Raw genomic sequence first — 25,070 nt, 5'->3', positions numbered from 1 at the left:
ATGCAACGGGTTGCATAGTGGAATTAGAGTCCCTACACTGCCCGTCATGTCGCTCGCCCACGCCCTGATGACCTCGTTGCTGGAGAAATCTTCCTCGGGGTATGACCTCGCCCGCCGTTTCGACAAGTCGATCGGCTTCTTCTGGCACGCCACGCATCAACAGATTTACCGCGAGTTGGCGCGCATGGAGGCGTCTGGCTGGATCGACTCCATGGCTGCCCCCGACGGCGGGCGAACCCGCAAACGTGTGTACCGCGTGCTCGACGCCGGCCGGGACGAACTGCTCGCCTGGGCGGCTACGCCGACGGCCCCCTCCGATCTGCGCGACGACCTCATGGTCCGATTGCGCGCCGACGCCGCCATCGGCCCGCTCGGACTGCAACCCGAGCTTCGTCGCCGGGTGGCCCTTCACGCCCAAAGGCTTGCGGCCTATCGCGCGATCGAGGCCCGCGATTTTCCGGAAGACCGGACGCCCACACGGGAAACCGCGCTGCAACGTCACATTTTGCTGCTGGGCGTGCGCTATGAGCAGGGGTGGCTCGACTGGACTCGCGATGCCCTGACCCTGCTGGAACGTTGGGACGGTGAGGACGGTGAGGACGATGAGTCCGCCGGAGACAATACCCCGGCCTGAAACACCGGCTAACGGCCGCGTGGCAAGCAGGCGATAGCCGTGAAATCGGCTCGATGACCAACGCGTCGCTATCCGCCCCCATTTGTCCCATTTTCGTGTCAACGGACAGCGGACGTGGCGCGTTTAACGAAGGAATCGATGTGAGGCTTACCGGCCTGCGTCACCGTTTTTCGCCCCACCCTAGGCACTCATGGTGTTTTCTTCCAAGCTTTCTCAGCTTTCCTGGCTGACCGGCCGCGTTCGCACCCTTGCAACGCTGTCCGCCCTGGTCGCCGGCGCCCTTCCGCTCTCCTTCGCCCACGCGGGCACGGTCATCGTGCTCGACTCCGGCGCGGCTCAGCTTTCGCTCATCGATCAGGCAACGCATAAGGTCATTGGCACAATGCCCACGGGCAAAGAGCCACATCACCTCATGATTACGCCCGACAAGCGCTCGCTAATCGTGGCGAACTCGGTGTCGAACAGCCTGATGTTCCTCGATCCGAACACCGGCAAGCTGCAACGTCAGGTCGCCGATATCGACGATCCGTACCAACTCGGCTTCTCGCCCGACCGCAAATGGTTTGTGACGGCAGCACTGCGTCTGGACCGTGTGGACGTCTATCACTATGACGGTGAAAACGTCACGGTCGCCAAGCGCATTCCGCTGGCCAAAACGCCCAGCCACATGACGTTCTCGTCGGACAGCAAGACGGTATTCGTCACACTTCAGGATTCGGGCGAACTGGCCGCCATCGATCTCGCCACGCAAACCGTCAAATGGCGCATGCCGGTCGGTAAAACCCCGGCAGGTCTGTGGATGACGCCTGGCGACAAGTACCTGCTCGTCGGCATGACCGGCGAAGACGACGTCGCCGTGGTCGACTGGCGGGCGCAGAAGGTCGTCAAACGTATCCAGACAGGTCGCGGCGCACACAACTTCCGTTCGCTCTCCGATGGCCGTCATATTGCGGTGAGCAACCGGGTTGCAAGTACGATCAGCATTCTGGATTACGAGTCGCTCACCAAGGTCGCCGATATCACTGGCCTGATGCCGGGACCGGATGACATGGAATTGTCGGCTGACAAGCGCTATCTTTGGGTAACGTTCCGGTTTGCGCGCCACGTTGGCGTGATCGACCTGACGACACGTCAACTGGTCGACCGCATTGCCGTCAATCGTTCGCCGCACGGTATCTTCTTTGCCGATCGTGCCCCCGTTCTCTCGCCTAATCCGGACTGACAAGGCCGAAAGATGATTCAGGAAGCCCTCAACGTCGTCGACAGCGGCATCTCCGCCGTACAAACGCTCATCTATGTGGATGTGGTACAGCCGTTGCTGTTCCATTTCAACATGATGGGTTACGACGACGATATCTATGACGCCCTGTACTGGGTGCTCATCGGTGTCTTGCAGATTGGCGTGACGTATGCACTGCTGCGTCCGCTCGAGGCGTTGCGCCCGGTCGAACAATGGCCGGATCGCCGGCAGGTTCGTGCCGACGTGATCTACACGTGGATCGCCAAGCTCGGCATTCTGAATCTGCTGTTCTTCGTGGTGTTGCAGCCGGTCTTCAACGAGTTGCAGAGCCAGATGGTGATTCACGGCCTGCCGAGTATCGATCTCGACGGCCTGTATCCGGGCGTCACCGATCAGCCGCTGGTGTCGTTCCTGATGTACCTGATCGTGCTCGACTTCGCCGGCTACTGGTATCACCGCTGGCAGCATCGCTTCGGCGTGTGGTGGGAGCTGCACGCAGTGCATCACAGCCAGCAACAGATGTCGCTGTGGTCGGACGACCGGAACCACTTCCTCGACGACATCGTGCAGGCCGCGTTCTTCGCTGCGATCGCCCTTTTCATCGGCGTGCAACCGGCGCAGTACGTTGTGCTGGTGGCGGTGGGCAACTTCCTGCAAAGCGTACAGCACGTCAACGCCCGCTTGCCGTTCGGCCCGGTACTCGAACGCCTGATCGTGAGCCCGATCTTCCATCGCCGCCATCACGCTATCGGCTACGGCCACGAAGGCACGCGCTATGGCTGCAACTTCGGCGTGCTGTTCCCGTGGTGGGACATGCTGTTCCGCACAGCGTCGTGGGAGCGTGCCGTGGAGCCAACCGGCATTCGCGATCAGCTCCCCGCGCCGCAAGGCCGGTCGCGCCGGTACGGTCTGGGTGTCGTGGCCCAGCAGGTGCGCGCATTCGGGCGCATTGCCCGTCGTCTGGCGCCGCGTCGTCCGGCGGTCTGACCCTGCAGAAACGTTCGCCGGGCGTCCCCGTCCGGCGCGCACCGCACGCTCGGGTAACACGATGTAACAGGGGGACCGTTCTCGTCCCCCTCCCCGCCGGGTCCCACCCTGCCGGCACCTTTCCCCTCAATTTTCCTTGGCACGACAAGTCTTTACGCCCGTCGGCAGGGTGTCTGTGCGCCTGAAAACAGGTAACACGCCGTAACTTCCCGCGCCGTTCAGCGCGCCAAAACCGGCACCCTCGTCGCTAGACTGCTAATCGTGGCATCCCGGGCCGTTCCGGGAGGCATTCCCGGTGCGTTAGCCGGGGCATGTGCGGTGCATGGCGCCGTGCAGGAGGCAACTATGGAAGACACGCCGGATACCACGACACCGCCCTCGCAGGGACAGCCGCAGCCGAAGCGGCGCCGCACTGCCCTGTGGATCGGTATCGTGGTGCTTGTGCTCGTGGCATGGATCGGATGGCATTTGATGCATCGCCGCAGCACTCAGCGAACCTCGCAACCGCAAATCGTTTCCGTCGCGCAGGCGGCTTACGGCGACATGCCGGTGACGATTACGTCGCTAGGCACCGTAACGCCCGAGGCCACCGTCACCGTACTGCCCCAGTTGAGCGGCTATCTCACGCAGGTCGGCTATCAGGAGGGGCAAGACGTCAAGCAAGGTCAATTCCTCGCCCAGATCGACCCGCGCCAATACGAAATCAGCAAGGAACAGGCGCAGGCGCAACTCGCCAAGGATCGCGCGGCACTCGCGCAAGCCCGGGCCGACCTTGCGCGCTATACCCAACTGCACGAGCAGAAATCGATTGCCGAGCAAACCTTCGTCGACCAGCAATTCACCGTCGCCCAGGACGAAGCGGCCGTGCAGGCCGATCAGGCCAACATCAAGCAATTCGAACTGGACCTGACCTACTGCCGGATCACCGCACCGGTGTCGGGGCGTGTCGGGCTGCGGCTCGTTGACCCGGGCAACTACGTAACGGCCACGAGCACGACCGGCATTGCGGTCATCACCAGCATCAAACCCACCACGGTCGAATTCACGGTGGCGCAAAACGCCTTGCCCGCCGTGATGAAACGGTTCCGTACCGGCACGCCGCTGACTGTCACGGCCTACTCGAGCGACAACAAAGACCAACTCGCCACCGGCACGCTTTACGCCGTCAGCAATCAGATGGCTACCGCTACGGGCACGGTGACGTTACGCGCACGCTTCGCCAACGACGACGAGGTGCTGTTCCCCCAGGAGTTCGTCAACGTGAAGCTGCTCGTCGATACGCTCCAGCATGTGGTGCTCGTGCCAACCCCCGCCGTGCAAAGCGGGGCGCCCGGAGAGTTCGTCTATGTCGTAACGCCGCAGAAGACCGCTGCCCTGCGCAAGGTCACCATCGGGCCCAGCGACGGCAAGCACACTGTCATCACTGCGGGGCTGAACGCGGGCGACACGGTCGTGACAGACGGCATGGACCGGCTGAGCGACGGGGCACACATCGCGCTGCCGGTATCTGCCAGCGCAGCCACCGCCCCGGGCCAACCGCAGGGCACCCCGGCAGCCTCGCGGCATGGCGGGCATCGCGGGGCGGGCGGGTCTGCCCCCTCAGCCCAGTGACCCGGGCTGCCACGGTCAGCCACCGCCCATGAACTTTTCCCGCATCTTCATCCTGCGTCCGGTCGCCACCTGGCTGCTGATGATCGCCCTTGTGCTCATCGGCCTGGTAGCCGTGCGCGTGCTGCCGGTCTCGTCGCTGCCGAGCGTCGACTATCCGACCATTCAGGTTCAGACGTTCTACCCCGGGGCGAGCCCCTCGGTGATGGCAACCACGGTCACGGCCCCGCTTGAAGTGCAACTCGGCCAGATTCCCGGCTTGCAGCAGATGATTTCGTACAGCGCAGAAGGATCGTCCGTCATCACGCTGCAATTCGATCTCGCGCTCAATCTCGACGTCGCACAGCAAAACGTGCAGCAGGCGATCAACGCCGCGACCAGTCTGCTGCCGAGCGGCCTGCCCGCGCCGCCGACCTACGCCAAGGTCAACCCGGCCGACCAGCCGATCATGACGCTGGCCGTGACGTCGAATTCGCTCTCGCTCACGCAGTTGCAGGACGCCGCCAACAATCGTCTTGCCGCGAAGATCTCGCAGGTCGCCGGGGTCGGCGTGGTCACGCTCGCGGGTGGGAATGTTCCGGCGGTGCGGGTCGAGGCCGATCCGCAGAAGCTGGCGGCGTACGGACTGAATCTCGACGACTTGCGCACGCTGCTCGCCAACGTGAATGTGAGCCAGCCGAAAGGCAACTTCGACGGGCCGGAACTCGACTACACCCTCGACGCGAACGACCAGATCACCGATCCCCAGGACTATCTCGACACGGTCATTGCCTACCAGAACGGCAGTCCGGTGTTTCTGCGCGATGTGGCCCATGTCTCCAAGGCGGCGCAGGACATCGAGCGCGGCGCGTGGCTGGGCAAGACACCGGCGATCGTGCTGAACATACAGCGCCAGCCCGGCGCAAACGTGATCGCCACCGTCGACCAGATCAAGCGCGCCCTGCCGCAGCTCGAAGCCACGCTACCCGCCGGCATGCAAGTCAGCGTGGTGTCCGACAGCACGGGCGTGATCCGGTCGTCCGTGAGCGACGCCGCCTTCGAACTCGTGCTCGCCGTGGTGCTTGTCGTCGCGGTGATTTTCGTGTTCCTGCGCAACGTGCCCGCGACCATCATCCCGAGCATTTCGGTACCCGTGTCGTTGATTGCCACGCTGGCTGTGATGTACGAGTTGGGCTACTCGATCGACAACCTCTCGCTCATGGCCCTCATCATCGCCACCGGCTTCGTGGTGGACGACTCCATCGTGATGATCGAGAACGTCGTGCGCTACCTCGAAGCGGGCATGGCGCCGCTGGAGGCAGCGCTGGCGGGTGCCGGACAGATTGGCTTCACGATCATGTCGCTCACGATTTCGCTCATTGCCGTGCTGATCCCCCTGCTGTTCATGGGGGGCGTGATCGGACGCCTGTTCGGCGAGTTTGCCGTGACCCTCGCGGTCACCATCGTGATCTCGGCCATCGTTTCGCTCACGGTGGTGCCCATGATGTGCGCCCGCATTCTCCGCGCGCAGGGCGACCGGCACCCCAGCCGCTTCGAGCGGATCAGCGAGCGGCTGTTCGACAAGACGCTTGCCGCCTATGAGCGCGGACTGACCTGGGTGCTCGACCACCAGTTTCTGACGCTGCTCGTCGCGCTCGCGACGGTGGCGCTGACCATCGTGCTGTATGTCGTGATCCCGAAGGGGCTCTTCCCTGTGCAAGACGTCGGTGTGCTGCAAGGGATCACCGTTGCGGACAATTCCGTGTCGTACGACGCGATGGTCAAACGGCAGGCGGCGCTGGCGGATATCGTGCTGAAAGATCCTGACGTGACCTCGGTAACGTCGTATGTCGGCATCGACGGCATCAACACCACGCTCAACAATGGCCGCTTCCTCATCAACCTGAAGGCGCGCGACGACCGCTCGGAGACCGCCGCCGACATCGGCCGCCGCATTCAGCAGGCGACCGAAAAGGTGCCCGGCATCAAGCTCTACGTGCAGCCCGCACAGGATCTGACGCTGGACACTACGGTCTCCCCGAACCAGTACAAGTTCGTGTTGCGCGGGCCCGATCAGGCCACGCTGGCGCAATACGTGCCACCACTGATCGCGCGGATGAAGCAGATTTCCTCGATCACGGACGTCGCGAGCGATCTCGACACCAGCGGCCTGTCGATTCAGGTGGAGGTCAATCGCCAACTGGCGGCGCGCTACGGCATCACGCCGGCGACCATCGACAACGCGCTATACGACGCGCTGGGTCAGCGCATTGTCTCCACGATCTTCGAGCAGTCGAACCAGTACCGGGTGATCCTCGTGGCCAAGCCCGGAGCGCTGGGTACGATCCAGTCGTTGGGTTCGATCTACCTGCCCAGCCAGACGAGCGAGAGCGGACAGGTACCGCTCTCGGCCATCGCCTCGCTCAAGGTGGTGCGCACGCCCCTCGCCATCAGTCATTTGCAGCAGTTCCCGGCCGTGACGGTGTCGTTCAATCTGGCGCCCGGCGCGTCGCTCTCGAGCGCCGTGAAGGACATTCACAATGCCGAACATGCGGTGCATCTGCCTGCCTCAATTGCCTCGTCGTTCCAGGGAGCCGCACAGGCGTTCGAAGACTCGCTCTCGAGCGAGGTCTATCTGCTGATCGCAGCGCTGGTCGCGGTCTATATCGTGCTGGGCGTGCTGTATGAGAGTTTCATCCACCCAGTGACGATTCTCTCCACGCTCCCATCGGCAGGCATTGGCGCATTGCTCGCATTGATGATGACCGGCAGCGACCTCGACGTCATCGGCATTATCGGTATCGTGCTGCTCATTGGGATCGTCAAGAAGAACGCCATCATGATGGTGGACTTTGCCCTCGACGCCGAGCGCATGCAGCAAAAGCCGCCGCGCGAAGCCATCTTCGAGGCGTCGCTGCTGCGCTTCCGGCCGATTCTGATGACCACGCTCGCGGCCATGCTGGGCGCACTCCCCATGCTGCTTGGCTCGGGCACAGGCTCCGAGCTGCGGCGTCCGCTGGGGCTGGCCATCATCGGCGGTCTCACGCTCAGCCAGTTGCTCACACTCTTCACCACCCCGGTGATCTATCTGTACTTCGACCGGCTTGCCGCACGCGTGCGCGAACGCCGCGCCGCCCGCCGGGCGCGGCGCCTGCCGCCTGCTTCGACGCCTCCGGCACCGGAGAACAGCACCGATAAGCCACCGGGCGGAGATACGCCGTGAACCTCTCGGCGCTCTTCATCAAGCGCCCGGTCGCTACCACGTTGCTGGCGATCGCGGTGCTGCTCTCCGGCATGCTCGCCTATCTGCGCCTGCCGGTAGCGCCATTGCCCAACGTGGCTTTCCCGGTGATCGCCGTGCAGGCCAGCATGGCGGGCGCGAGCCCCGAGATCATGGCCTCCACGGTGGCCGAACCGCTGGAGCGACGCCTCGGCGTGATTGCCGACGTCACCGAACTCACCTCGACCAGCACCGTCGGCTCGGTATCGATCCCGGTGGTCTTCGGTCTGAATCGGAACATTGAAGGCGCGGCGCGCGACGTCGAGGCTGCGATTCAGGCGTCGCGCGCCGATCTGCCGACCACGCTTCGCAGCAATCCGAGCTATCGCAAATTCAATCCTGCCGACACGCCGGTCATGGTGATCGCCCTGACCTCGGCCACGCTCACTACGGCGCAGCTTTACGATTCGGCCGACTCGATCATTCTTCAGCAACTCTCTCAGGTCGACGGCGTTGGTCAGATCACGGTCGGCGGCGGCGCACTGCCATCGGTGCGGGTCGAACTGGAGCCGGGCAAGCTCAACAGCTACGGCATCGGGCTCGAAGACGTGCGGGCCGCGCTTTCGGCCGCCAATGCCAACAGTGCCAAAGGCCATCTGGATCAGGGCGATCAACGTTTCGAAGTGACATCCAACGACCAGATCAGCAAGGCCGACGGTTACAAGGATCTGGTCGTCGCCTATCGCAACGGCTCGGCCGTGTTGCTGCGCGACGTAGCGCTTGTGCGCGACAGCAACGAGAACATCCGCAATGCCGGTCTGTTCAACAACAAGCCGGCTGTGCTGGTCATCGTGTATCCGTCGCCCGGCAGCAATGTGGTCAAGACGGTCAGCCAGATCCGCAAGATTCTGCCGCTCGTGGAGGCCACGTTGCCCCACGACATCAAGGTCAACGTGGCGCTCGACCGCTCGGTCTCGGTCGAAGCGTCGTTACAGGACACCGAGCGCACGCTGATCCTCGCCGTGTTGCTCGTCATCGGCGTGGTATTCGTCTTTCTGCGCTCGGGCCGCTCGACGCTCATTCCGGCAGTCGTGCTGCCGCTGTCCATCGTCGGCACCTTCGGGCCAATGTATCTGCTCGGATACAGCCTCGATAATCTCTCTCTCATGGCGCTGACCATCGGCACCGGCTTCGTGGTCGACGACGCGGTCGTCGTCATGGAAAACATCGTGCGTCATCTGGAGTTGGGGGTAGCGCCCAGAGAGGCGGCGCTGATCGGTGCCGGCGAAGTCGGCTTCACGGTGCTGTCGATGAGTCTGTCGCTGATCGCGGTGTTCCTGCCGATTCTGCTCATGCCGGGGATCGTCGGGCTGCTGTTCCACGAGTTCGCCGTGACACTGTCCATCGCCATTCTGATCTCGATGGTGATCTCGCTGACCGTCACCCCCACGCTGTGCGCCTACGTACTCACCCGCGAGTCGGCGACCTCCAGCGCACGCTGGTCGCAGTGGATCGGCCGCCAGTTCGACCGTTTTCGAGACGCCTACTCGCGCTCGCTCACTGCCGTGCTCGATCACGCCGGGCTGGTCGGCCTGGTGATGCTTGCGCTACTCGTCGGCAATCTGTTTCTGTTCCGCCTGCTGCCCGCGACCTTCTTCCCCGAGCAGGACACGGGCATTCTGATCGGGCAGATCTTGGCCGATCAGAGCATCTCGTTCCCGGCAATGCGCCAAAAGCTCGAGCAGTTGCAGACCATCGTGCAGACCGATCCTGCCGTCGCGTCGGTGGCGGGCTTTACGGGCGGGCGCTCGCTCAACTCGGCCACCATATTCGTTCAACTGAAGCCGCTGGCGCAGCGGCACCTGTCAGCCGATGCCGTCGTCAACCGGCTCAGACCGAAGCTCAATGGGGTCTCGGGCGCGCGGCTTTTCCTGCAAGCCCAGCAGGATTTGCGCATCGGCGGACGCCAATCGGCCGCCGAATACCAGTACACGCTGACCAGCGACGACGCCCAGGCGCTCTATCAATGGGTGCCCAGGCTGGTGGCCGAACTGAACAAACACCGGCAGAGCGTGCTTGATGTCAACACCGACTTGCAGCAGAACGGGTTGCAGATGTACATCGACATGCATCGCTCGACGGCGGCACGCTTTAATTTGCAGCCGAATCAGATCGATAACGTGCTCTACGACGCGTTTGGTCAGCGTACGGTGTCGACCATCTACAACCCGATCAATCAGTACTTCGTGGTAATGGAAGTCGCGCCGCAGTATTGGCAATACCCGAATTCGCTCGACCAGATCTACCTGAGCACGGCGGCAGGCAACGCCAACGGCACGGCGCAAACGCAAATGTCGAGCAAGACGGTGCGTGGAACGAACGTGAAGACGGCGGCGTCGGGCACCAATTCGCAGAACGCGAACGCCGTTGCCAATCAGCAGACCAACTCGATTTCCAACAGCCGGGGCGGCAATTCCAGCGGCAGCGCGGACAGCACCGCCGCCGAGACGATGGTGCCCCTCACGGCACTTGCCAGCTTCTCGGCCCGCCACACCGCCACACAGGTCAACCACCAGGGCGGCATGGTGGCCGCTACGGTCTCGTTCAACCTGCCGGCAGGCGGCTCGCTCAGTCAGGCCCAGATCGCCATCGACGAAGCGTCGCAGGCGATTGGTATGCCAGCATCGATTCACGGCGCCTTTGCGGGCGCTGCGCAAGCCTTTTCGCAATCGATGGGCACCGTGCCGTTGCTGATTCTGGCCGCGCTGGGAGTCGTGTACATCGTACTCGGCGTGCTCTACGAAAACACGATTCACCCGCTCACCATCCTCTCTACATTACCTTCGGCGGGCATTGGCGCAACGCTCGCCCTGCTCATTTTCGGCACGCCCTTCTCCGTCATCGCCATGATCGGGATCATTCTGCTCATCGGGATCGTCAAGAAAAACGGGATCATGATGGTGGACGTGGCGATTCAGTTGCAGCGCAACGAGGGCATGCCGGCCAAGCAGGCAATTCACCAGGCGGCCGTCGTCCGGTTGCGTCCGATCATGATGACGACATTCGCCGCCGTACTCGGCGCAGTGCCGCTCGCCATCGCGATCGGACAAGGCGCTTCGCTGCGCCAGCCCTTGGGGGTCACGGTCATGGGAGGGTTGCTGCTCAGTCAGGTCTTTACGCTCTATACCACCCCGGTAATCTATCTGTACCTTGACCGGCTGCGTGCACGCGTCGCGCGCTGGTCCGAACGCCTGCCCTGGAACCGCAACGCGGGCACGGAGGTTTGACCATGAGACCGCCCAGAATGCCATTCCGAACCCGCAAGGTGCCGCACGAGCCCAAGCCTCTCCCACGCCCCGCACGATCCTTGCGTCTCGCCGCCGTCTGCGCCGCCAGTCTCGTCTTGCTTGGCGCATGCGCGGTCGGCCCCGACTATCAACGCCCGGCCGTCGATATGCCCACGCAATTCACCGAACTCGACGGCTGGACGCAGGCAAGACCCGACGCCGAAGGGCCGAAGGGCGAGTGGTGGAGAGCATTCCACGATCCGTTGCTCGACGAGTTGGAGCCTCAGGTGCAGGTCTCGAATCAGACGGTTCGTCAGAACTACGCCAACTATCAACAGGCGCTGGCCGAGGTGCGGCAGGCGCGCGCGGGCCTCTTTCCCACGCTGGGTGTCGACGCCTCGGGCAACCGCTCGCGTGGTAGCAGTGGCGGCGCGAGCACGTCGGCGGCACTCGCGTCGCGCAGCGGCGCCACCATCGTCAACTCGGCGTCGGCCGAGGGTACCGCCAGTTGGGCGCCCGATATCTGGGGTCAGGTGAGACGCTCCATCGAGCAGAGCAGTGCCACGGCGCAGGCCAGCGAGGCCACGCTGGCGAACGCCACCCTCTCCGAACAGATTGCGCTCGCCAACGCGGTCATCGACCTGCGCATCACCGATGCCAACATCGATCTGCTTACCCAGACGGTCAGCGCTTATACCGAATATTTGCGCGTGGTGGCCGATCAGGATCGCGCAGGAACCGTGCCTCCCTCCAACCTGATCACCGCTCGCACACAGTTGGAGAACGCCAAAGCGAGCCTCATCGCCCTTGGCGTATCGCGCGCGCAGTACGCCCATGCGATTGCCGTGCTGGTTGGGCGTAATCCCGAATCGCTCACGATCCCGCACAGCACTTCGGTGCCAGTGCAGCCCGACGTGCCCATCGGCTTGCCGTCGACACTCCTGCAACGCCGGCCAGACATTGCAGTGGCGGAGCGCCAGATGGCGGCGCAAAATGCGGCCATCGGGGTCGCCGTCGCCGCGTACTACCCGAACATCACACTGTCGCTCTCCGACGGCTTCTCGGCCGCCCCGGTCGCGGGGCTGTTCAAGATCGCGAACTACGTATGGGCGCTTGGCGCGAGTGCGAGCGAAACGATCTTCGACGGCGGTGCGCGCAGCGCCAAGGTCGACGCGGCCCGGGCGGCTTTCGACGGCGCGGTCGCCAACTACCGGGGGACGGTGCTGAGCGCGTTGCAGGGAGTGGAGAACGATCTGGCGTCGCTGCGCATTCTGGAGCAGCAGGCGCAGGCGCTTGAGGCGGCGGTTCGCGACGCGACCGACGGCGCTCGCATCGCAATGAACGAATATCAGGCGGGCATTGTGGACTACACCACGGTTGTCACGGCACAAACCACACAGCTCAACACGCAGCAAAACGCCCTGAACGTGCAGGAATCGCGACTGCTTGCCGCGACGGCACTCATCGGCGATCTCGGCGGTGGCTGGTCGGATACGCAACTTTCGCAAGCCGTGGATGCGAAAAAATGATGCCATGACGGGCACGGCCAATGCCTGCCCTGCGGCTGCGTGTCATCGATAAGCCGTTGTTGCAGAGCCTAGTCGGCTCGGCGTCGCAGCACGCCCATGAGTGCTTAGCAGTGCTGGAGGGCCGGTCTGCTGGTATTCTTCGGCGCTGGACTTGAAATACGGGTAGTGCGCCGCGCCGGCTGAGCCGAGCGGCTGGCAAGGCAGTCAATCGGCCGCCTGCGGGCTGTGACTGCGTTGCCTATTGCCGCTATTGCCACTATCGCCGCCGTCACGGCTTGTCTTGTGTTCTGCGTATGGGCCCGTTGGGCCGGGCGATCCGTTAGCGCCCCCCTCCGGCACAGCAACGCATGACGTCTGAATTCTGCGAATCATGGTGCAACTGCAATCTCATGCCGGCGACGCGCTCGCCGGCTCTCACATCGCGTGGTACGTCTACGTGCTGCGCTCGTTTCTTGCGCTCGTTGTGCTGGGCGCGTGCGCGTGGGGGGCCATGGCCCTTGCCTACCGCTGCCCCGGTCCGGCGCTCGTCCGGTATCTCGTTATTGCCCTGTGGGTCGTACTGAGCGTCGTGGCAATCGTCGCCTTGTTGCGCGTGCGTGCCGGTGCACCGCTCCGGGGCTGGCCGCTCGGCTTTCTGATCGCCATGGTCTTGTTGCTGGGCTGGTGGCACACGCTATTACCCTCCAACGACCGCGACTGGGCCGCCGACGTCGCCCAACTACTCGACCCACAGCAGAACGGCTCGCGCATCACGCTGCACAACGTGCGCAACTTCGAATGGCGCACCGAGACCGACTTCACACCGCGGTGGGAGACAAGAGAATACGATCTCGACAAGCTCGTGAGTGCCGATCTCGTGCTGTCTTACTGGATGGGTCCCGCCATCGCCCATACGCTGGTGTCGTTCGGGTTTTCAGACGGCAAGCGCATCGTGTTCTCCATCGAGATTCGCAAAAAGCAGGGCCAGAAGTTCTCGGCGATCGGCGGCTTCTTCAAGGACTTCGAAGCCACGCTGGTCGCTGCCGACGAGCGTGACATTCTGCGCGTGCGTAGCAACGTGCGCGGTGAAACGGTTTATCTGTATCGCCTCAATATCCCGCCCAAAGCACTGCGCGAGGTGTTTCTCGGCTATCTGGAACGGGCACGCGAACTGCGGCGCGAGCCCGCCTGGTACAACACGCTCACGAGTAATTGCACCACCATTGTGTTCGAACTGGCACGCATCATCGCGCCGGGCCTGCCCCTCGACTATCGTCTGCTGCTATCCGGTTACTTCGCCGAATACGCCTACGATCAGGGCGGTCTCACACCGGGCTTCACCTACGCGCAACTGTATGAACGCGGCAACTTCGTCGCCCGCGCGTTGGCCGCAGGCGACTCGCCCGACTTCTCGACGCTGATACGCCAAGGCGTGCCCGGCGACGATCCGAAGGTGACGCCATGACGCGTGCGGCAGTCCTCGCGCCCTTGCGTACCTTCTGCCCCTGTCCACGCCGACTCCGACAAGCCGCGATGCTCGCCGCCGCCACATGGCTGGCGGGCCTGTCGGGCTGCGCCATGGTCGCAGTGCGTTCGCTCGGTCCCGAGCAGTACATCGCCATGAAGCGCGGCGACATTCTGTCCACGGGTAAGCTCAGCACGTCGACCGGCGATGTGATCCGTGTCGCGGGCCTCGACGGAACAATCTGCGCCAAGCCATCACTCGACTGTATCGATGCCCTCGGCCGCGCCAAGGAAATCGACGTCGACCGGCGTCTGGCTGCCATGGCCGAGATGTCGATGCAGCTTGCCATTGCCCAGACGCCCACGGGCGAAAAGCAGTGGAACGACGCGCAGTTCGATCTCTGGCTGCGCTCGGCGCGCTATGCGTATGCCTATCTCTTCTACGGCGACCGGCCGTCGAGCGAGCGAGCCTTCGAAGACCGCCAGACGCAGGTGCGCGACTACTATAACTACGCGGTGCAAACGTTCTCCGTCGCGCTCTTCCGGCGCGTACAGCAAACGGGGAACGACGAGATCGCCGGATGGACGCTGCCCGTCGACGCCAGCAGCGTGCGCTTCGGCGGCGAACTCATCCAGCCGCGCGAGGTGTTGCCCGCATCCACTTTATCGTTCGCGGGCCTGCGCAGTCCGTATCGTCGTGATGGTTTCGGCGCGGAACTGGTGGCCGTGCTCGACGACAAATCGGCCGCCGACGCGCTATCGTCGGTGAGCCGCACCCCGGCCCCGCGCGGCGACGCCTCGACCGGCCCCGATAACGACAATGTTTATTCGGCACCCGACGAACAGAGCCGTGGCGCGCGCAACCATCGCGAGAGCCGCGCGTCGCGAGACTTCCGCCGGGCCCTCGATCCCAATGCAGGGCCGGTATATAGCGAAATGCCCTCGCCGTCGCTCACGTTGTTGCTGCGTTTCGACGGCATCACGCTCGACGAAATCCTGACCACGCATGTCGCCACGCTCGTTGTCTACGATCCTTACCGGCAGTCGTCGGTCGAGCTGAACCATCAGACGGTGCCGCTCGCGGGCAACTTCACCGCCGGATACGGGCTGTGGCTCGCGCGTTCGGGCTTTGCCGAGCAATCGTTACGCACCTTGTTCGGCCGTGACCGGGGGATAGTGCGCCCGCATATCTACCTGATGCAGCCGTTCGATCCGGGACGCCGCGTCATTTTGATGCTGCATGGACTGGCGAGCAGCCCGGAGGCATGGGTCAATCTGGCCAACGAGATTCAGGGCGACGCCACACTTCGAGCGCATTTTCAGATCTGGCAGGTGTATTACCCGACGAATTCGCCGATTCTCGTCAATGCGATGGCGATCCGCAATGCGTTCGAGGCCACGCTGAGTCATTTCGATCCGGACGGACAGTCTGCCGCGTCGCACGACGCTGTGGTCATCGGGCACAGCATGGGCGGGGTGATTGCCCGGTTGATGGTGTCGAGTGCGGACGATGAGCTGTGGTCCGCGTTTCAGAACGACTACCACCTCGACGAGGGGCAGATCGAACGCGCTCGCGACCGGCTCGATCCGTTGTTCCACTTCAAGCCGGTGCCGCAGTTCGAACGTGCCATTTTCATCGCCGCACCGCACCGTGGCACGCCCTTCGCACGTAACCGGCTGGGACGCTGGGTTTCCAACCTCATCAAGCTGCCTGTCACCCTACTCTCGGGTATCGACGACGTGCTGCATTTCGCAACGGGTTCCGAAGACGATCCGTCAGAAGGCAAGACGCGCTATGTGCCGAACAGTGTCGACCAGTTGCGGGATACCGATCCCTATGTGGTGACGGCCGCCAGGCTGAAGATCTCGCCGGCCGTGCAATACCACTCGATCATTGCGCGACGCAACCCCCAAGGGCCGCTGGAGGAATCCAGCGACGGCGTGGTGCCTTACACGAGTGCCCATCTGGCGGGCGCGCAGTCGGAACGCGTGATCGTGTCGGGCCACAGCGTGCAGGAAACCCCGCAAGCGATTCTCGAAATCCGCCGCATCCTGCATGAGGACGTCGACGAACTCGATCTGGTCAAGCTTCCCGGCCGGGCGGGACCTTTTAAGGTCATCGATCCGCCGCCGCTCGCCGCCCCCGCGAAGCCGGCCGCACAACCGAAGCCCACGGCCGGTCTGCCCATGTCGCGCTGAAGGTCGATTGCGGTCTTGACGAGGCCGCGCCGGTGAACGGGCCCAGCGCCAAGCTTGCTCGTTCGCATCGGTTCGTATCGACCTGTCGACCTGTCGACCTGTCGACCTATCGATCAGGGCTGGCGTTTGCTACGCCCGCCAGTAGACTTTCCCGCAGGCTTACGTGAACCCGTTGCGGGCTTGCCGGCGGATTTGCTGCGTGGCTTTTGCGCGCCAAACGGGTTACCACCAGACACACTCGCGCCTTTCCCCGCACCCGTGGCGCCCCGCGTTACAGGCTTTCGTTTGTTGTCGCCGGTTTGCGAACGCGGCTTCTTGGCGGGCACCGGTGCGGCGCCCGGTGCCGCTTGCACCCCTTTGGGTTTCTTCGGTTTTTTGGGCTTCTTGATGATTTGGCCGGTCTCGCTGGTTTGCGGCACGCGGTGTTCGGCTTCAAAACCCGGCTCTTCTTCTCGTGGCAACGTTTGCCGGATCAGCGCTTCGATCGCGGCCAATTGCGGCGCCTCATCGGCACACACGAGCGACACCGCCACCCCGCTGGCGCCCGCGCGGCCTGTGCGCCCGATACGATGCACGTAGTCTTGCGCCACGATCGGCAGATCAACGTTGATCACTAGCGGCAGGTCGTCGATATCCAGCCCTCGCGCCGCCACATCCGTGGCGACCAGCATGGAGACTTCGCCCGTTTTGAAGCGCTCCAGCGCGCGCAAGCGTGCGGGTTGCGGTTTGTCCCCGTGAATGGTGTCGACCGCATAGCCCGCTTCATCCAGTATGGCCGCCAGGTAATCCACGCCATTGCGTGTCTTGACGAACACCAGGGCATGCTCCCAGCGGTTTTGCGCCACCAGATGCATGAAGAGATCGGGCTTGTTCTTCTTGTCCACCGGCACCACCCACTGCTTGACCTTGCTGGCCGTGGCGTTAGGCTGGCTCACGCTGATATCGACCGGCTGGCGCAGAATGCTCGCGGCCATGGCGCGGATATCGTCGGAAAACGTGGCAGAGAACAGCAGGGTCTGACGCTTTGCAGGCAGCGCAGCGAAGACAGCATTGAGTTCGCGCGCAAACCCCAGATCCAGCATGCGGTCGGCCTCGTCGAGCACCAGCGTCTGAATCTGATCGAACTGTACGGCGTTCTGGCGATTGAGGTCGAGCAAACGGCCCGGCGTGGCAACAAGCACATCCACGCCTTTGCGCAACTTCATCATCTGGGGATTGATGCTCACACCGCCGTAGGCGGCCAGAAATCGCAAGTCGAGGCCTTTGCCGTACTCGATGAAGCTTTGCAGCACTTGTTCGGCGAGTTCTCGCGTCGGCACCAGCACCAGAACCCGCGCACGGTTGCTGGACACAACCGGCCCATGCTGCACCAGCCGCTGCAACAGCGGCAGTGCGAATCCCGCCGTTTTGCCCGTGCCGGTCTGTGCCGCAGCCATGACGTCCTTGCCACCAAGGACTGCCGGGATCGCCTTGGCCTGCACCGGCGTAGGTGTCTTGTAATTGAGTTCCTGCAAGTTGCGCAGCAACGGCTCGATCAGGCCAAGCGAGGCAAAAGACATGGTGTATTTCGGGCTAAAACCGCAATTCTAGCGGTTCCTGCGCGCGCGACCGCGTGCAAATCTCACGATCTCGCAGCAAAAGGGGTGCCGGTTCAGGAAACGGCGTTGATCTGAATGTGGTAGATGCCCCACGGGCAGAGTTCGAATCGCTCCTTGAGTGGTTTGCCTGCCAGCAAGGGAATTGCCGCCGGATCGTAGACCGCCCACAGCGGCCCGAGGCCGCCGAGCGGGAGCGGCTTGTCGTCGAGATGCGTTGCGAGCAGAAACCGGTAGTCGCGAACCTGCGCGAGCGTGGTGGAGACGATATACCCGTCGATGGCGCGCAGCAGCACTTGCGTTTGCGCATTGCCGGGAACGCCGGTCTGCGCCAGTACATCGATCAGAAGCGGGCCGCGCAACGTGTGCGGCCGTGCATCGTATTCCAGCGTGGGGCGGATCGTCTGTGCAGGCAAGCGCGTCAGCATGCCGAAATCGAAGGCGTACGCGCCGTCGAACCGGACCAGTTGTTTATGGAAGAGCTGATCGAGCGCCGGATCGACAGGCCCTCGGTTGCGCTGCCGGATGGCTCCGCTGATGGTGACGAGCGGCGTGGTGGCAACCGGCTCCGCGGAACCGGCCGGCTTGGCCAACGCGGGCACCGACGCACCTAAGGCGGCCGCGCCAGCGAGAAACTCTCTTTTTTTCATGGATGTTTGCGAAGGTAGTTGTGCATGACAGCAGGTGCGCCACAGCGTCGCACGAGCGTATCACGAAGATTGCGCGGCCTTTCGCTTGTTCGCTCACCCACGCATTCATGAATTAAATTAACGTTAATCACAAATAAGACCATTTTCATTCATAAACCAAAATCTCTATGATCGTCGTCACTGTTTCCTTCCTCTGGCGGCAAGCGTCATTAGAGATCATGGCAAAGACACATAATCTGGGATTTCCGCGCGTCGGCGCGAAGCGCGAACTGAAGTTCGGTCAGGAAGCCTATTGGAAAGGCCAATCGTCACGCGACGCGTTGAAGGCGCTTGGCGCCTCGCTGCGCCGACGCCACTGGCAGGATCAGGCGGCACTGGACCTGGCGCCGGTTGGCGATTTCGCGTTCTACGATCAGGTCCTCGACATGAGCTTCACGCTGGGCAACCTGCCCGAGCGCGTGCAGGATTTCCATGGCGACGTGCTGGACAACTACTTCCGAGTGGCCCGTGGCCGCTCGGCTCAAAGCGCCGAAGCGCACGCCGGTTGCTGCGGTGGCGTGGCGGCCGGCGAAATGACCAAGTGGTTCGACACCAATTACCACTACATCGTCCCGGAGTTCTCGGCGGCGACGAACTTCTCGCTCGACGCCTCGCGGCTGGTCGAGCAACTCGCCGAAGCCCGTGCCGCAGGCGTGAAGGCCAAGCCGGTCATCATCGGCCCCGTCACGTATCTCTGGCTCGGCAAGGCCAAGGACGACAGCGACAAGCTCGCCCTCCTGCCGCGCCTGCTGCCCGTCTACGTGACGCTGCTGAAAACGCTGGCCGCGCAGGGCGTGGAGTGGGTACAGATCGACGAGCCGATCCTCGTCACCGAACTGAGCGCCGACTGGCGGAAGGCTTTCGAGACGGCCTACGCCGCCCTCGCCTCCACGCCCGTCAAGCGCCTGCTCGCCACCTACTTCGGAGAACTGCAAGACAATCTGCCGCTGGCCTGCCGTCTGCCGATCGACGGTCTGCACCTCGACGCCGTGAATGCGCGGGAAGAAGTCGCAAAAGCCATCGCCGCCCTGCCGGCAGACAAGATCGTGTCGCTGGGTGTGGTCAACGGCCGCAATATCTGGAAGGCCGATCTGACGGCGCTGCTCGACTGGCTGGAGCCGGTCGCAAAGACGCTGGGCGACCGCCTTTGGCTCGCCCCATCGTGCTCGCTGCTTCACGTGCCGGTCGATCTCGACAGCGAGCAAAAGCTCGACGCCGAAATCAAGTCGTGGCTGGCCTTCGCCAAGCAAAAACTGGCGGAAGTGAATGTGCTGGCCCGTGCCCTTAACGAAGGCCGTGACGCGGTTCGTGCCGAATTGGCTGCAAACGCCGCAGCCATCGCCAGCCGCCGCGCGTCGCCGCGTGTGCACAACCCGGCCGTAAAAGCTGCGGTGGCGAAAATCGAAGCATCGCTGGGCCGCCGTCAGAGCCCGTATGCGACGCGTGCCGAAAAGCAAGCCGCCACGCTGAACCTGCCGCGCTACCCGACCACAACGATCGGTTCGTTCCCGCAAACGTCCGAAATCCGTACCGCTCGCCGCCAGTTCAAGGCCGGCGAGCTGGATCAGGCCGGTTACGTCGCCGCCATGCAGGCCGAGATTGCCCGCTGCGTTCGCGAACAGGAAGCCCTGGGCCTTGACGTGCTCGTGCACGGCGAAGCCGAGCGCAACGACATGGTCGAGTACTTCGGCGAGCAGCTCGAGGGCTACGCCTTCAGCCAGTTCGGCTGGGTGCAGTCGTACGGCTCACGTTGCGTGAAGCCGCCGATCATGTTCGGCGACATCAGCCGCCCGAAGGCCATGACCGTCGAGTGGATCAAGTATGCGCAGTCGCTGACCAGCAAGCCGATGAAGGGCATGCTGACCGGCCCGGTTACGATCCTGAACTGGTCGTTCGTGCGCGACGACCAGCCCCGCTCGGTATCGTGCTTCCAACTGGCCCTGGCGATCCGCGAGGAAGTGCTGGACCTGGAACGTGCCGGTGTGCGCGTGATCCAGATCGACGAAGCCGCGCTGCGCGAAGGCCTGCCGCTGCGCCGCGCGCAATGGCAGACGTATCTGGACTGGGCCGTCGAGGCGTTCCGTATCTCGGCGAACGGTGTGCAGGACGACACGCAGATTCACACGCACATGTGCTATTCGGAATTCAACGACATCATCGCGGCCATTGCCGATATGGATGCCGACGTGATCACCATCGAGACCTCGCGCTCGGACATGGAACTGCTCGATGCGTTCGACTCGTTCCAGTACCCGAACGAGATCGGACCGGGCGTGTATGACATTCACTCGCCGAACATCCCAACCCAAGAGCACATCGTCTCGCTCATGCAAAAGGCCGCGGAGCGGATTCCGGCCAAGCGTCTTTGGGTCAACCCGGACTGCGGTCTGAAGACGCGTCAATGGGCCGAAGTCATTCCGGCGCTGCAAAACATGGTCGCCGCCGCGAAGACACTGCGCGCCCAGTAAACCGGCACCCGAGACACGGATCGGATAGGTCCGCCATTACGAGATGACCTCGATACGACGGGCCGGCCAACGCCGGCCCGTCGGCTTTCTAGCCCTTACCCCCCCGCCTCAAATCCCGCCCCCGGACGCCATGACAGGCGTCAGCTTTTGCCCAAAGGGCTTTCCACGAGGGCCACGTCGGCATTACATCAAAAAACCTTTCTAAGTCATTGATTTACAGTGGCTTTGCATGGCATAGTCGCGCGAGCGCACATCGTCGCGAGCTAAGTTTCTCCTAAGTTTCGCGCGCTATCGTGCGCCCGTGCCATCCTCGGTGACTGGCAGGATAATGGGCACGCGCCCGACCGGCGCGTCGGTAAGTGTTTGGAAAACCATGCGGATATTGCTCGTAGAAGACGACACCATGATCGGCGAGGCCATGATGCAGGCGCTCAAGGACGCCTCGTATGCGGCCGACTGGTGCCGCGACGGCGACGCTGCGCTGGCGGCCCTCGCGGCCCATGCCTATGACCTCATGCTGCTCGACCTCGGCCTGCCCGGACGCGACGGCTGGGAGGTGCTGCGAGCCCATCGCGGCGCGGGCGGGCGCACGCCGATCATCGTTGTGACGGCGCGCGATGGCGCCGAAGACATTATTCAGGGGCTCGATCTCGGGGCCGACGACTTCGTTGTGAAACCGTTCGAAGTCGGCGAATTGCTCGCACGCATGCGCGCCGTGATCCGCCGTCAGGCCGGTGTGGCAGTGCCGGTGCTGACCAACGGCGCACTCGCGCTCGATCCCGCAACGCATCAGGCGAGCTACGGCGAAAACAGTTGCGTGCTCTCGGCGCGCGAATACGCGCTGCTCCATGCCCTGATGCTGCGCCCCGGTACGATCCTCTCGCGCGATGCGCTGGAGCACCGTCTGTACGGCTGGGGCGAAGAGATCGAGAGCAACATGATCGACTTCCTGATTCACTCGATTCGCAAGAAGCTCGGTGCGGATGTCATCCGTAACATCCGTGGCGCAGGCTGGCTGGTGCCCAAGGCATGATGCGTTCATTGCAGTCCCGGCTGGTGGTCACGCTCTCGGCCTGCGCGCTGGGATTGGCTATCGTCGCGGGCTTCGTGTCCTACTGGTCGGCCTTTCGCGAAGCTTATCGATTTCAGGACGACCAATTACTGCAACTTGCCGCACTCGTCGATACGCGCAATCTGGCCGCCGCCGACAGTGCCATGCACGGCCTGCCGATCCAGGACCACGATTACCGCCTGACGGTCCAGCGCCTTGGCGGCACCTTCCCGGTCACACTCGCCGATGGCTTTCACACGGTCAACACGGGCGATCACACGTGGCGCGCGTTCGTGCGCACCATCGCGCCGGAGTTGCGCATCGTTGTCGCCCAGCCGACGGAAGGCCGTAACGAGATTGCCCGTAACAGCGGCCTGCGCACTGCGCTGCCCTTCGTCGGCTTTGTGCCGTTGCTGATCGGTGCCATTGTCGTCACCGTGCGTCGCGCATGGCGGCCGGTGCAACGCCTTGCCGACGAGATCGACACCCGGCGCGATACCGATTTGCATGCGCTCGATACCCGGGGCGCACCCACTGAAATCGAGCCATTCATCGTCTCGATCAATCGGCTGCTGGCCCGGCTGGCGAAGGCACTCGACGAGCAGCGCCGCTTTGTTGCCGACGCCGCCCATGAATTGCGCTCGCCGGTGACGGCACTCGTGATCCAGTCCGAGAACCTCGACCGGGCGCTCGCCCCGGCGGGGCTCGATGCGGAAACACGCAATCGCTTCATCAAACTCAAGAGCGGTTTGCAACGCACGCGCACGCTGATCGAGCAATTGCTGACCCTCGCCAGAGCACAAAGCGCACCGACGGTCGCGGCAGCGCCGCTCACGCTGCTGCCCGCCGTGCATGAAGCGCTCGAAGACGTGTTCGTTCTGGCCGACCGCAAACAGATCGTGCTCGATCTGATCGATGCGTCGTCGAGCGTGCCCGGCCGCTCTCATCTGCGCGTGATGGGGTCGAAACGCGAGATTGTCACGTTGTTGAGTAATCTTGTCGGCAACGCCGTGCGTTATACGCCTGCGGGCGGGACCGTCTCGGTCCGCCTGTCGGCCACTGGCCACGACGTGGCTATCGACGTGATCGATTCGGGCCCGGGGATCGACGCGGACAAGCGCGAGCGCGTATTCGACGCGTTCTACCGGGCGACCGAACAACGGGACTCCCGCGAAAATGGCGGCGAAGGTACCGGGCTGGGCCTGGCCATCGTGCGCGCCATCGTTGACCGCCTCGGCGGCCAGGTGAGCCTGAAAGATGCCAGCCTGACACCACCACGCGGTCTTCACGTACGCGTCACGTTGCCCAACCCGGACGCCACCTCCACGCCAAGCGCCTGATCGTCGTTCGCCAGATTCATTACCTTTACCTTATTCATCAAGACCGGAAGCTTCGCATTCATGTCCACACGCCCTCAACGTGACGCCGAGTTGGAACCCTGGCCGATCTCTCCCGCCGCCCTGCTGTGGCTGCTCGCCGTGTTCGCCCTGGTTTGGTTTGGCGTATTGAATTTGCGCCATCTGATTCCAAGCGACGAAGGCCGCTACGCCGAAATGGCGCGCGAAATGCTGGCCACAGGCGACTGGGTCACGCCGCGCTATAACGGCTATCTTTACTTCGAGAAACCGCCCCTCCAGACGTGGATGAACGCCCTGACGTTCATGATCTTCGGTCTGGGCGACTGGCAGGCACGCCTGTGGACCGCCCTGACTGGCTTCGGCGGCGTGCTGCTCGTTGGCTACACCGGACGTCGGGTATTCGGCGCTCGTGCAGGCTTTTTCGCCGCGCTCACCCTGGCAAGCGCTCCGCTGTGGAGCCTGCTCGGTCACTTCAACGTGCTCGACATGGGCCTGTCGTTCATGATGACGCTGGTGCTGTGCTCGCTGCTGCTGGCGCAGCGGCCGGGGCTCACCGACACGCAGACCCGTAACTGGATGTGGTTGTGCTGGGCGGCGATGGGACTGTCGGTCCTGAGCAAAGGGCTGATCGGCGTAGTGTTGCCGGGTGCCGTGCTCGTGATCTACACGCTGATTTCACGCGACTGGGCCTTGTGGAAACGCCTTTATATCGTCAGCGGCCTGATCGTGCTGCTCGCCGTGACCGTGCCGTGGTTCGCTGCCGTGATGGCGCGTAACCCCTCGTTCTTCGATTTCTTCTTCATCAACGAACACTTCAACCGCTTCCTGAAGCCCGATCACCATCGCCCCGGCGCCCTCTGGTACTTCGTCCCGGTGCTGATCGTCGGCTTCCTGCCGTGGCTGTCGATGGTCCCGCGTGCCTTCTCGGCGTCGCGTGCCGTCCCGCGTCAGGCCAACGGCTTTCGTCCGGTGCTGATGACGACGGTCTGGGCCGTCTTCATCTTCTGCTTCTTCTCTTTGTCGCACTCGAAGCTCATTTCGTACGTGCTGCCGATCGTGCCAGCCATCGCGCTGCTCATCGGGCTGGGCATTGCGGGCATCTCGCGCGATTCGCTGCGCAAGCATCTCGTGGTGTCCGTCGTGCTGTTCGCCGGCACGATCGTGACGTGTCTGGTGTTCCTCTCGCATCACTCGGACAGCCGCAACCCGGTGGAATCCTACCGTGCGTTTTCGTATTACCTGTACGCGGCAAGCGTTGTCGGCCTGATTGGTATCGGTATCACCCACTGGCTGAGCAAGCGCAGCACGAAGCAGGCGCTCATTGCATTTGCAGGCACCTGGCTGGCCTTCACAATGATCGGCGGCACGGGCCACGAAGCCTTCGGACGCGCGAGTTCGGGGATCGATCTGGTGCCGGCGGTGCGCGCGGAAATGGATCGTCTCGGACCGGACACGCCGTTCTACTCGGTCGGCACGCTCGACCACACCATGCCGTACTACCTGCGTCAGCCGATGACGATGGTGGCGGTACAGGACGAACTGGAATTCGGCATCTCGCAAGCCCCCGATAGCTGGATTCCGACGCTCGACAAGTTTGCCGATGTCTGGATGGCCGCCCCCAAGGCACTGGCGCTGGTCGATCCGGAGAAGTTCACGGTGCTGGAAACGCTCGGCTTGCCGATGAAGGTCATCGCGCGGGACAACCGCCGCGTCATCATCGAGAAGCCGATGGACGCACAGGCGCCTGCCGCCAACTGATTGCGGTAGCGACCATGAAAAAACG

Annotated in this window: 15 protein-coding genes; 13 read left to right on the top strand and 2 right to left on the bottom strand. The window is 63.4% G+C overall.

The window, feature by feature from the left end:
* Positions 1-46 precede the first annotated feature (46 nt).
* The 9 genes from AT395_RS12970 (at position 47) to AT395_RS12930 (ending at position 16,126) form a co-directional block, all read left to right on the top strand.
* Positions 47-634 (top strand): PadR family transcriptional regulator, encoded by a 588-nt coding sequence (locus AT395_RS12970; protein ID WP_048629406.1) that lies wholly within the window; start codon positions 47-49, stop codon positions 632-634.
* 190 nt (positions 635-824) lie between these two features.
* Positions 825-1,856 (top strand): YVTN family beta-propeller repeat protein, encoded by a 1,032-nt coding sequence (locus AT395_RS12965; protein WP_042115898.1) that lies wholly within the window; start codon positions 825-827, stop codon positions 1,854-1,856.
* Positions 1,857-1,868: 12 nt separating this feature from the next.
* Complete coding sequence (locus AT395_RS12960) at positions 1,869-2,861, top strand: sterol desaturase family protein (RefSeq protein ID WP_042115897.1); 993 nt, start codon at positions 1,869-1,871, stop codon at positions 2,859-2,861.
* A gap of 345 nt (positions 2,862-3,206) precedes the next feature.
* On the top strand, positions 3,207-4,472 hold the full coding sequence (locus tag AT395_RS12955; RefSeq protein WP_042115896.1) for an efflux RND transporter periplasmic adaptor subunit: 1,266 nt from the start codon (positions 3,207-3,209) through the stop codon (positions 4,470-4,472).
* 28 nt (positions 4,473-4,500) lie between these two features.
* The gene (locus AT395_RS12950; RefSeq protein WP_042118449.1) at positions 4,501-7,671 is read left to right on the top strand and encodes an efflux RND transporter permease subunit; all 3,171 of its coding nucleotides are present in this window, start codon (positions 4,501-4,503) and stop codon (positions 7,669-7,671) included.
* On the top strand, positions 7,668-10,955 hold the full coding sequence (locus AT395_RS12945; protein WP_058375199.1) for an efflux RND transporter permease subunit: 3,288 nt from the start codon (positions 7,668-7,670) through the stop codon (positions 10,953-10,955). The genes AT395_RS12950 and AT395_RS12945 overlap by 4 nt, the downstream gene beginning before the upstream one ends.
* Before the next feature lie 17 nt (positions 10,956-10,972).
* Positions 10,973-12,484 (top strand): efflux transporter outer membrane subunit, encoded by a 1,512-nt coding sequence (locus tag AT395_RS12940; protein ID WP_082117888.1) that lies wholly within the window; start codon positions 10,973-10,975, stop codon positions 12,482-12,484.
* Positions 12,485-12,854: 370 nt separating this feature from the next.
* A complete protein-coding gene (locus tag AT395_RS12935) occupies positions 12,855-13,928 on the top strand; it encodes an Lnb N-terminal periplasmic domain-containing protein (protein ID WP_082164830.1) in 1,074 nt (357 codons plus the stop codon).
* A gap of 68 nt (positions 13,929-13,996) precedes the next feature.
* The gene (locus AT395_RS12930; protein ID WP_072632829.1) at positions 13,997-16,126 is read left to right on the top strand and encodes an esterase/lipase family protein; all 2,130 of its coding nucleotides are present in this window, start codon (positions 13,997-13,999) and stop codon (positions 16,124-16,126) included.
* A 113-nt stretch (positions 16,127-16,239) separates the two neighbouring features.
* Here the strand turns inward: AT395_RS12930 and AT395_RS12925 are convergent, their stop codons facing one another.
* Both AT395_RS12925 and AT395_RS12920 read right to left on the bottom strand, forming a co-directional pair.
* On the bottom strand, positions 16,240-17,685 hold the full coding sequence (locus tag AT395_RS12925; RefSeq protein WP_048629404.1) for a DEAD/DEAH box helicase: 1,446 nt from the start codon (positions 17,683-17,685) through the stop codon (positions 16,240-16,242).
* 92 nt (positions 17,686-17,777) lie between these two features.
* Positions 17,778-18,371, bottom strand: coding sequence for a molybdopterin-dependent oxidoreductase (locus tag AT395_RS12920; RefSeq protein WP_042115892.1), 594 nt, complete (start codon positions 18,369-18,371; stop codon positions 17,778-17,780).
* Positions 18,372-18,589: 218 nt separating this feature from the next.
* Here AT395_RS12920 and metE point away from each other — a divergent pair, with 218 nt between their 5' ends.
* The 4 genes from metE to AT395_RS12900 all read left to right on the top strand — a co-directional run bounded on the left by metE (position 18,590) and on the right by AT395_RS12900 (position 25,045).
* The gene (gene metE, locus AT395_RS12915) at positions 18,590-20,878 is read left to right on the top strand and encodes a 5-methyltetrahydropteroyltriglutamate--homocysteine S-methyltransferase (protein ID WP_058375198.1); all 2,289 of its coding nucleotides are present in this window, start codon (positions 18,590-18,592) and stop codon (positions 20,876-20,878) included.
* Between the two features lie 373 nt (positions 20,879-21,251).
* Complete coding sequence (locus tag AT395_RS12910) at positions 21,252-21,911, top strand: response regulator transcription factor (RefSeq protein ID WP_042115890.1); 660 nt, start codon at positions 21,252-21,254, stop codon at positions 21,909-21,911.
* A complete protein-coding gene (locus AT395_RS12905; protein ID WP_042115889.1) occupies positions 21,908-23,269 on the top strand; it encodes a sensor histidine kinase in 1,362 nt (453 codons plus the stop codon). Before AT395_RS12910 ends, AT395_RS12905 begins: the two co-directional genes overlap by 4 nt.
* A gap of 60 nt (positions 23,270-23,329) precedes the next feature.
* Positions 23,330-25,045, top strand: a complete 1,716-nt coding sequence (locus AT395_RS12900) for a glycosyltransferase family 39 protein (protein ID WP_048629401.1) — start codon at positions 23,330-23,332, stop codon at positions 25,043-25,045.
* Positions 25,046-25,070 lie beyond the last annotated feature (25 nt).

It is taken from the genome of Pandoraea apista (genome assembly GCF_001465595.2).
Taxonomy (GTDB): domain Bacteria; phylum Pseudomonadota; class Gammaproteobacteria; order Burkholderiales; family Burkholderiaceae; genus Pandoraea; species Pandoraea apista.
Note: the sequence above shows the minus strand (reverse complement) of the source record. Positions and strands in the feature narration are given on the sequence as shown.